This window comes from Streptomyces sp. NPDC104761, from assembly GCF_055583445.1.
Genome location: NZ_JBVJNZ010000021.1, coordinates 45865 through 54014 on the forward strand (window position 1 = coordinate 45865; position 8150 = coordinate 54014).

General features: G+C 70.6%; 7 protein-coding genes. 5 read left to right on the forward strand and 2 right to left on the reverse strand.

The annotated features are described in order from the left end of the window. Position 1: 1 nt before the first annotated feature. Entirely contained in the window at positions 2–637 is a 636-nt protein-coding gene (locus ACZ63F_RS38420) for a TetR/AcrR family transcriptional regulator (RefSeq protein WP_469718298.1), read from the reverse strand. Positions 638–771: 134 nt separating this feature from the next. Here ACZ63F_RS38420 and ACZ63F_RS38425 point away from each other — a divergent pair, with 134 nt between their 5' ends. From ACZ63F_RS38425 to ACZ63F_RS38445, 5 genes are read left to right on the forward strand one after another with little or no spacing between them, the layout of a single operon-like run. Continuing rightward, positions 772–1914 carry a VOC family protein gene (locus tag ACZ63F_RS38425; RefSeq protein WP_469718300.1) on the forward strand — a complete coding sequence of 381 codons (1143 nt, stop codon included), beginning with the start codon at positions 772–774 and terminating at the stop codon, positions 1912–1914. A gap of 35 nt (positions 1915–1949) precedes the next feature. Then, positions 1950–2888 (forward strand): fumarylacetoacetate hydrolase family protein, encoded by a 939-nt coding sequence (locus tag ACZ63F_RS38430; protein ID WP_469718301.1) that lies wholly within the window; start codon positions 1950–1952, stop codon positions 2886–2888. Positions 2889–2907: 19 nt separating this feature from the next. Beyond that, positions 2908–4500 (forward strand): bifunctional 3-(3-hydroxy-phenyl)propionate/3-hydroxycinnamic acid hydroxylase MhpA, encoded by a 1593-nt coding sequence (gene mhpA / locus ACZ63F_RS38435; protein ID WP_469718303.1) that lies wholly within the window; start codon positions 2908–2910, stop codon positions 4498–4500. Beyond that, a complete protein-coding gene (locus ACZ63F_RS38440) occupies positions 4497–6464 on the forward strand; it encodes an acetoacetate--CoA ligase (RefSeq protein WP_469718304.1) in 1968 nt (655 codons plus the stop codon). The genes mhpA and ACZ63F_RS38440 overlap by 4 nt, the downstream gene beginning before the upstream one ends. Next, positions 6461–6805 (forward strand): DoxX family protein, encoded by a 345-nt coding sequence (locus ACZ63F_RS38445; protein ID WP_469718306.1) that lies wholly within the window; start codon positions 6461–6463, stop codon positions 6803–6805. The genes ACZ63F_RS38440 and ACZ63F_RS38445 overlap by 4 nt, the downstream gene beginning before the upstream one ends. Before the next feature lie 189 nt (positions 6806–6994). On the opposite strand, the gene ACZ63F_RS38450 is transcribed toward ACZ63F_RS38445, so the two are convergent. Next, positions 6995–7354: a hypothetical protein gene (locus tag ACZ63F_RS38450; RefSeq protein ID WP_469718307.1), complete on the reverse strand. Its 360-nt coding sequence runs from the start codon at positions 7352–7354 to the stop codon at positions 6995–6997. Positions 7355–8150 lie beyond the last annotated feature (796 nt).

The window sequence follows — 8150 nt, forward strand, 5'->3', positions numbered from 1 at the left end:
GTCAGACGGCGTCAGGCAGGGGGCGTCGGGCGACCTCGTGCGCATCGTCGGCGGGCAGGCCCAGCATCCGCAGGACCATCTCGGCGAGGTTCACCGCGGCCTCGTCGCCGTCCACCTCGGGGCGGGCGAACCGCAGTTCCACCAGGGACAGCAGGGTGCCGCCCAGCGCGGACAGGGCGACCACGGGGTCGAGGGTCGTGAAGCGGCCGGAGGCGATACCGACCTGGAGATCACGCAGGGCGCGTCGGGCCAGTCCGTTGCCCGAGTGGATGTGCCCGAGGCCACGGCGGCGCAGGACCTGCATCAGCTCCGGGTGCGAGTCGGCCATGCGGGCACTGAGCCGGAAGCCGGCCGCGAGCAGCTCCGCCGGGTCGTCGATCCCCGTCAGACGCTCGTCGAAGGCCTGCCCGAACTCCTCGAAGGCGTCGATCGCCGCCGTCTCGAACAACTCCGCCTTGGAGTCGAAGTGGTTGTAGAAGGAGCCGAAGCCCACATCCGCGCGCTCGGCGATCGTCTGGATGCTCGCGCTGGTGTCGCCGCTCTCGGCGAGTATCTGCCGGGCCGCTCGCACGAGAGCTCCACGGGTCTCCGCGCGACGTCGCTCGAACCGGTTGCCGGGCGGGGCTGACATAGACATGCGCAGAGTCTAACGGTTGCACCATGGCGATCGCAGTTCTGATGAATTCATCATCCGCGGCGGCGAACATCTTGACGATGGAACTGTCACAGCTGATGATTCCCTCATTACGGCAATGTTGCTCGGAGGGCACCATGTCTGAAACACGCGTCAACGGGGACGTCGTCACGGCCCACCAGGACCTCCACAGTGAGCAGGGTGCCCTGCGCGGCGAACACCCCGGCCGATCCCGGAACCCCGTGATCAAGGTGGCGGACCTGGCCTGGCTGGAGTTCGAGAAGCCCGACCTGGACCGGGCGGAGGTCTTCGCCCGCGACTTCGGCTTCGGCGTCGCCGCCCGCACCGAGAGCGAGCTGTGGCTGCGGGGTACCTTCGCGGGCTCGCCCTGCATGGTGATCCGGCGCGGTCGTACGTCCCGCTTCATCGGTCCGGCGTTCCGCGCCGCCGAGCGGGGCGACCTGGACCGGCTGGCCCGCGCCACCGGATCGTCCGTACGGGACTCCGACGTTCCCGGCGGCGGAAAGGTGATCGACCTGCTCGACCCGTCGGGCTTTCCGGTCCGGGTCGTGCACTGCGGCGAACAGCTCGCCGCACTGCCGGAACAGCAGCCGCTGCTCCTCAATTTCGGCACGGACCACCGTCGTACCAATGCCACCCAGCGGCCGGCGCGCGAACCGTCCCGCATCCAGCGGCTCGGCCACGTGGTGCTGGAGACGCGGGTGTTCGGCCGGGCCCTGGACTGGTACCTGGACACACTCGGCATGATCGTGTCCGACTTCCTGTTCCTGGACGGGCAGCGCGATCGCGGCCCGACGATGGCGTTCATCCGCTGCGACCTGGGCGGCGTACCGGCCGACCACCACACCCTGGCCATGCACCTCGGGCCGGGCACCGGATACGTCCACTCCGCCTACCAGGTCACCGACCTCGACTCCATCGCCGTCGGCGGCGAATACCTCAAGGAGCGCGGATACAAGCGCAGTTGGGGCATCGGACGGCACATCCAGGGCAGCCAGCTCTTCGACTACTGGCGCGACCCCGACCACTTCATGCTGGAGCACTTCGCCGACGGCGACCTGTTCTCCTGCGACGTCGAACCCGGCTGGGCGCCGATGTCGACCAGCGGCCTCGCCCAGTGGGGCCCGCCGGCCACCCGCGACTTCCTCGGCGCGAGCCCCTCCCCGCAGCGGCTCCGCGATGTCGTCGAGGCCCTGCGCGGCGACAACGAGATGGACCCGGCACGACTGTTCGGCCTGCTCAAGGCCGCCAACTCCTGAACCCCCGCAAGCGAATCCCTCACAAAGGCACTCACATGAGCACCAATGTCCTGCGCACCGCCGACGGCTGGTGGGTCGTCCGAGGCGACCGGGCCGTCCCCGTCGACACCAAGGCCGCGACCACCGCTGAGCTGCTGGCCGACCGGCCGGCTGTCCGCGAGGCCGCCGCCTCCGGCGAACCGGGCACGCCCGTCGCCGACCTGGTGGCGCTCTCGCCGGTCACCACGCCCTGCCGGGTGGTCGCCCAGATGGTCAACTACCGCAGCCACGCCCGCGATTCGGGCTTCAAGGGCGACATCCCGCCCGCGTTCTTCCGCAAGGCGTCCGGCTCGGTCAGCGGCCCCGGCGACGCCGTCGTCCGGCCGTCGCACGTGACATTCCTCGACTACGAGATCGAGTTGGGCCTCGTCATGGGCGCGCCCCTGCCCGTCGGCACCGTCGTCGAGGAGCGGGACCTGCCCTCGTACGTCGCCGGACTGGTGATCACCAACGACGTCAGCGCCCGCGAGGTGCAGCTGACCAAGACGCAGTTCTACGAGAGCAAGTCGTACCCCACCTTCACGCCGACCGGTCCGTACCTGTCGTTGCTGGAGCCGGAGGACTTCACCCATCTCCTCGACCTGAGGCTGAAGCTCAGCGTCAACGGCGAGCTGCGCCAGGACCGCACCCTGGCCGACATGATCGTCCGCCCGGCACAGGCACTCACCCTGCTCGCCCGCTTCCAGACCCTGGACGCCGGCGACCTGCTGCTCACCGGCACGCCCGGCGGCACCGCCCTGAAGGCCCCGCCGAAGGCCGTCGAGAAGATCGGCGCGCTGCTGCCGCCCGCCGTGAAATGGAAGGCCTTCTTCAAGAGCCAGGCCAAGAACCCGCACTACCTGAGTCCGGGTGACGTGATCACGGCGACGATCGCGACCCCCGACGGCCGCATCGACCTCGGCGAGCAGCGTACGCCCGTCGCGGCCGCGCACTAGGACCCGAGGTGAGCCGCACATGACCGTCGATGAAGCCGTACGTGTGCCCGTCGTGATCGTCGGGGCCGGGCCGGTGGGTGTGACCGCCGCCCTTCTCCTGGCCCGGCGCGGAGTCCGCAGTGTCGTCCTCGAACGCCACCGGGACATCTACCCGCTGCCGCGCGCCGTCGCAGGCGACGACGAGATCCACCGGATCCTTCAGGCCGCGGGCGTCGGTGAGGAGTTCGCCGCGATCGCCCGCCCGGCGAAGGGGCTGCGGCTGCTGGACGCCCGGCACCGGGTGATGGCCGAGTTCCGGCGCACCGAGCACGGCCACCACGGCTATCCGCAGACCAGCATGTTCGACCAGCCCGAGCTGGAACGCGTACTGCGCGACTCCCTGGCCCGGCGCCCCGAGTGCGAACTGCGCAGTGGCGTGGAGGTCACCGGCGTCGGCCCCGAGACCGCAGGTCCCGTGCGGGTCACCTACCGGGACGGCGACGGCGATAACGAGCTGTGGGCCGACGCGGTCCTCGGCTGCGACGGCGCGAGCAGCCTCACCCGCGAGGCGATCGGCGGCGTCTGGGAAGACCTGCGCTTCGAGGAACGCTGGACCGTCATCGACGTCGACACGACGGGCCCCGTCCGCTGCTGGGAAGGCGTCGACCAGATCTGCGACCCGGTCCGGCCGGCCACCTTCATGCGTGTGAGCGAGAACCGCTACCGCTGGGAGTTCCGGCTCGGGGAAGGACTCGGGGAAGGACAGGAGACGGTCCGTGAGCTGGTCGCCCCGTGGCTGCCGCCCTCGTACGACGGGGACTTCGAGGTGGTCCGCGAGACCCAGTACACCTTCCGGGCCCGCGTCGCCGACCGCTGGCGCAGCGGACGAGTCTTCCTGCTCGGCGACGCCGCCCACCTCACCCCGCCGTTCATCGGACAGGGCCTGTGCTCGGGGCTGCGGGACGCCTACAACCTCACCTGGAAACTCGCCCGCGTCCTCCGGCAGGGCGGCGACGAACGGCTGTTGGACACCTACGAGAGCGAACGCAGGCCGCACGCCCGGCATGCGGTCCGCCTCGCGGTCGCCATGGGCTGGGCCATGACCGGCGGCCAGGACGGCGCCGCCGCGATCCGCCGCAGGGCACTGGCCGCCGCCTGCCGCATACCCGGCCTGACCGAGCTGGCCGGCCGCGACCTCAGCCCGCCCCTGACCGCCGGACCGCTCGTGCGGCGCAGTGTCCGCCGAAGATTGGCGGGCACCCACTGCCCCCAACCATGGGTGAGTGTCGGTGGACGGCACACCCGGCTCGACGAGGTGCTCGGCGACTCCTTCGCCGTACTGACCGCCATCGAGCCCGGCCCTTCCCTGACCGCGCTCGCCCACAGTCTCGGCGTTCACACCGTCCCGGTGACCGACCTCGGCGACGACGGCACCCTCGCCGCCTGGCTGCGCGCAGGACACGCGGATGCGGTCCTGCTACGACCCGACCGGGTCGTCATGGACATCGTCCCGGCAGACGGCCGCGACTTCACCTCGACCGTCGCCTGGGCAACCCTCCTGCACACCACACGAAGCCCTGTCCCTTCCGAACGGACCGCGGCGAACAGCCTGCTGAGGAGTACGACGCCTTGAGTACGCCCTTCTTCACACCCGACCCGCAGACGGCGGCCGCCAGTCGCATCGCGGAGTTCGCCCGGCTCCAGGGCATCGCCCCCGACGACTACGCCACCCTGCACCGCTGGTCGGTCACCGACCTGGAAGGCTTCTGGGGCGCGGTGTGGGAGTACTTCGACATCGACGCGGACACCCCGTACGAGCAGGTGCTGGCCGAGGAACGGATGCCCGGCGCCCGCTGGTTCCCCGGCGCCACCCTCAACTACGCCCACCACGCCCTGCGCAACCTCGCCGACGACCGGCCCGCGATCATCGCACTGGACGAGAACGGCTCCGGCTACCAGCTCACGGCCGGAAGGCTGCGCCTCCTGGTGGCGTCCGTCGCCGCGACCCTGCGCGACCTGGGCGTCGGCAAGGGTGACCGGGTCGTCGGCTACCTGCCCAACACCCCGCACGCCATCGTCGCGTTCCTCGCCGCCGCGAGCCTGGGCGCCGTGTGGTCGGTGTGCGGCCAGGACTACGCCCCCAAGGCCGCCGCCGACCGCTTCGCCCAGCTCGAACCCACCGTGCTGATCGCGGCTGACGGCTATCTGTTCAACGGCACCACCCACGACCGCCGCGACGCCGTCCTCGAACTCGCCGGGTCCCTTCCGACGTTGAAGGCGACGCTGCTGGTCGACCATGTCGGCCTGCCGTGGCCCGAGGGCACCTACCCGTCCTTGGTGATCCCGTGGGAGGACGCCTCCACCCGCACCGAGGAACTCACCTGCGTACCGGTCCCGTTCGACCATCCGCTGTGGGTCGTGTTCTCCTCCGGCACCACCGGCCTGCCCAAGGGCATCGTCCACGGCCACGGCGGCGTGCTGGTGGAGCACCTCAAGACCCTGGGCCTGCACTCCGACCTCGGCCCCGGCGACCGCCTCCTCTGGTACACCACCACCCACTGGATGATGTGGAACCTCGTCGTCTCCACCCTCCTGACCGGCGCCACGACCTGCACCTACGACGGCAGCCCGGCCCCCTTCGCCAAGCTCGACGTGCTGTGGGAGCTGGCCGCCCGTCACGGGATCACCGTCTTCGGCACCAGCCCCCAATACCTGCTGGGCATGGCCAAGTTCGGCGTCGACCCGTCCGTCCACGACCTGTCGGCCGTCCGCGTCGTCGGCTGCACGGGCTCGGCCCTGCCCGCCTCCGCCTACCCCTGGGTCCGCGACCACGTCGGCGACCACGTCCTGCTGGCCTCCATCAGCGGCGGCACCGACATCGTCTCCGGGTTCGCGGGCAGCGCCCCCAACATCCCGGTCTGGGCGGGGGAGTTGTCGGCCCCCCACCTGGGCGTGGCACTGGCCGCGTACGACAGCGAAGGGTTCCCGGTCACCGACCAGGTCGGCGAACTGGTGGTGACTCGCCCGATGCCGTCGATGCCGCTGTACTTCTGGAACGACCCCGACGGCAGCCGCTACCGAGACGCCTACTTCTCCTCCTACCCCGGCGTGTGGCGACACGGAGACTGGATCACGGTCACGGGACACGGCTCGGTGATCGTCCACGGCCGCTCCGACTCGACGCTGAACCGCAACGGCGTCCGCCTGGGCAGCGCCGACATCCACGACGTCGTCGAACGCCTCCCCGAGATCGCCGAAGCCCTGGTCATCGGTGCGGAGGAGCCGGACGGCGGCTACTGGATGCCGCTGTTCGTGGTCCCGGCGGCCGGGGTGACCCTGGACGACACCCTGCGCGAGAAGATCCGCGACGCCGTCCGTACGGGCGCCTCACCGCGGCACGTCCCCGACGAGATCCTCCAAGTGCCGGGCATCCCCCACACCCGCACCGGCAAAAAGCTGGAGGTCCCGATCAAGCGACTGCTCCAGGGCGCCCCGGTCGAGCAGGTCGTCAACCCCGCCGCCGTGGACAGCCCCGACCTCATCGACTACTACGCCCGGCTGGGCGAGGAGCGCCGCAGGGGCAGGTCCGCCTCATGACCACCGTGCTGGCCGTCGCCCTGTCCCTGGTCTTCCTTCCGCTGGGGCCGGCGAAGCTGGCCGCGGTGCCGTTCATGCGCCAGGCGGCGGCCCATCTCGACATGCCGGTACGGCTCTATCGCGTTGTCGGCGCGCTGGAGGTGGCCGGGGTTGCCGGTCTGCTGACGGGGCTGACCTGGATGCCGCTGGGCGTGGCCGCCGCGACAGGCCTCACCCTGCTGATGGCCGCGGCGGCAGTGGTCCACCTGCGCCACGGCGACCCGCCATCCCGGGCCGTCCCGGCCGCCGTAATGGCCCTGATCTCCTTGACGTACGTGGCAACGGCGATGGCCGCCGGCTGACGCGTCCTGTACGGCCGGGCACGGGCAGCTCCCTGTGAGGGGTGACGGCCGCCCCTCCCCGGCTCCGCGCGGGCTGTCATCGCGCACCGGCCTTCCTCTCCCCCCGAGGCCGAACAGCGGTGTGGGCCCGACGGGCGCTCGCTGGGCGGGCCCACACTGCCTGCGACGGGGGTCCGCCGCAGTGGGCGCTCAGTGGTCGGAATAGCTGAAGTCACCCATGGTCCAGGCGCTGACGTCGGCGATCGCCACGCGGTACATCCCGCCTGTCTCCGGGATGCCGACCGTGCCCTGCAGGATCCGGGCGACGTGGAAGTGCAGATGGGCGGGCGGCCCGTCCTTCTTCGCGGGGGTGTTGAAGACGGCCGAGAACTCTCCCAAGCGGGCGGAATCCGCCAAAACCTCCGACACCCTCTGCCTCCACACTGCTTCGGGAGCCAGCCGACCGGTGATGACAGCACCACCGGTGACCACGGTCAGGGACATCTGGTTGCTCTGCCCGGACTCCACCAGTGCGGCGACATCAACGAGCAACTCGTCAGGCTTCGACATGCGCCAGATTATATTTACCGCCCGTCCAGCTCTCCGAGCGGTGGCGCCAGCGGCGCGAAGGGCGTTCACGGACTCGGCGCGGAAGGCCCGGGTGGTGACGGGCGGCAGCGCCACCAGGCCGGTGACAGGCGCGCCGCTCTCACCGGAGGCGGCGGCCTCCCGAAGGGCGGCGGCCCGGTCTGCGAGCAGTTCGGCGGTGGTGACCGCCTTGGTCTCGATGTGGACGGTGCGCTCGTTTCGGAACCCCGCCAGCCGTCGGGGCTGCGCAGCACGTTGGTGCTCATGGAACCGCGGGCTGCCGAGGCGCCGGGGACTGTGTACTCAAGGCAGGGGTTCTCGCCTGACCCACGGAGGAAATCTGTCGTGTCTGAGGTAGACATTCGCCCTTCGCAGGGTTACCGTTTCTTTCGTAGCCAGGAAGTCGAAGTGGGCACGGCAGACAGGAACTGCCGTGCATGCACGTCAAGCAGGACGCGACCCGAAGGGGCCGCGAGCAGCACCCGCGTTATCCAGCAGTACAACCGAGTAGCCGAAGGTAAGGAGCGATACGCCATCAGGATCGCCCGGGCGAGGAGCAGTCCGCCCGGGTACCGCAAGGCCCCGGATTGGAAGGTGGTCCCCGGTCACGCATACGCGATCCCCGCAGCCCAGCCCTCCCAGGCGGAATCTGCGGAAAAAGAAGGCCGACGCAGTCGGCCGGTAGATGGTGTTGAAAGCTCGGGGCGGGGGGGGGGGGGGGGGGGCGGGGGGACCCCGCACACCACCCCAAAAAAAAAGGGCGGCCCTCTCTCCCTCC

Coding starts and splice junctions, on each gene's coding strand:
- mhpA (WP_469718303.1), top strand. CDS start 2,908: ATGACCGTCGATGAAGCCGTACGTGTGCCCGTCGTGATCGTCGGGGCC.
- ACZ63F_RS38425 (WP_469718300.1), top strand. CDS start 772: ATGTCTGAAACACGCGTCAACGGGGACGTCGTCACGGCCCACCAGGAC.
- ACZ63F_RS38445 (WP_469718306.1), top strand. CDS start 6,461: ATGACCACCGTGCTGGCCGTCGCCCTGTCCCTGGTCTTCCTTCCGCTG.
- ACZ63F_RS38420 (WP_469718298.1), bottom strand. CDS start 637: ATGTCTATGTCAGCCCCGCCCGGCAACCGGTTCGAGCGACGTCGCGCG.
- ACZ63F_RS38450 (WP_469718307.1), bottom strand. CDS start 7,354: ATGTCGAAGCCTGACGAGTTGCTCGTTGATGTCGCCGCACTGGTGGAG.
- ACZ63F_RS38430 (WP_469718301.1), top strand. CDS start 1,950: ATGAGCACCAATGTCCTGCGCACCGCCGACGGCTGGTGGGTCGTCCGA.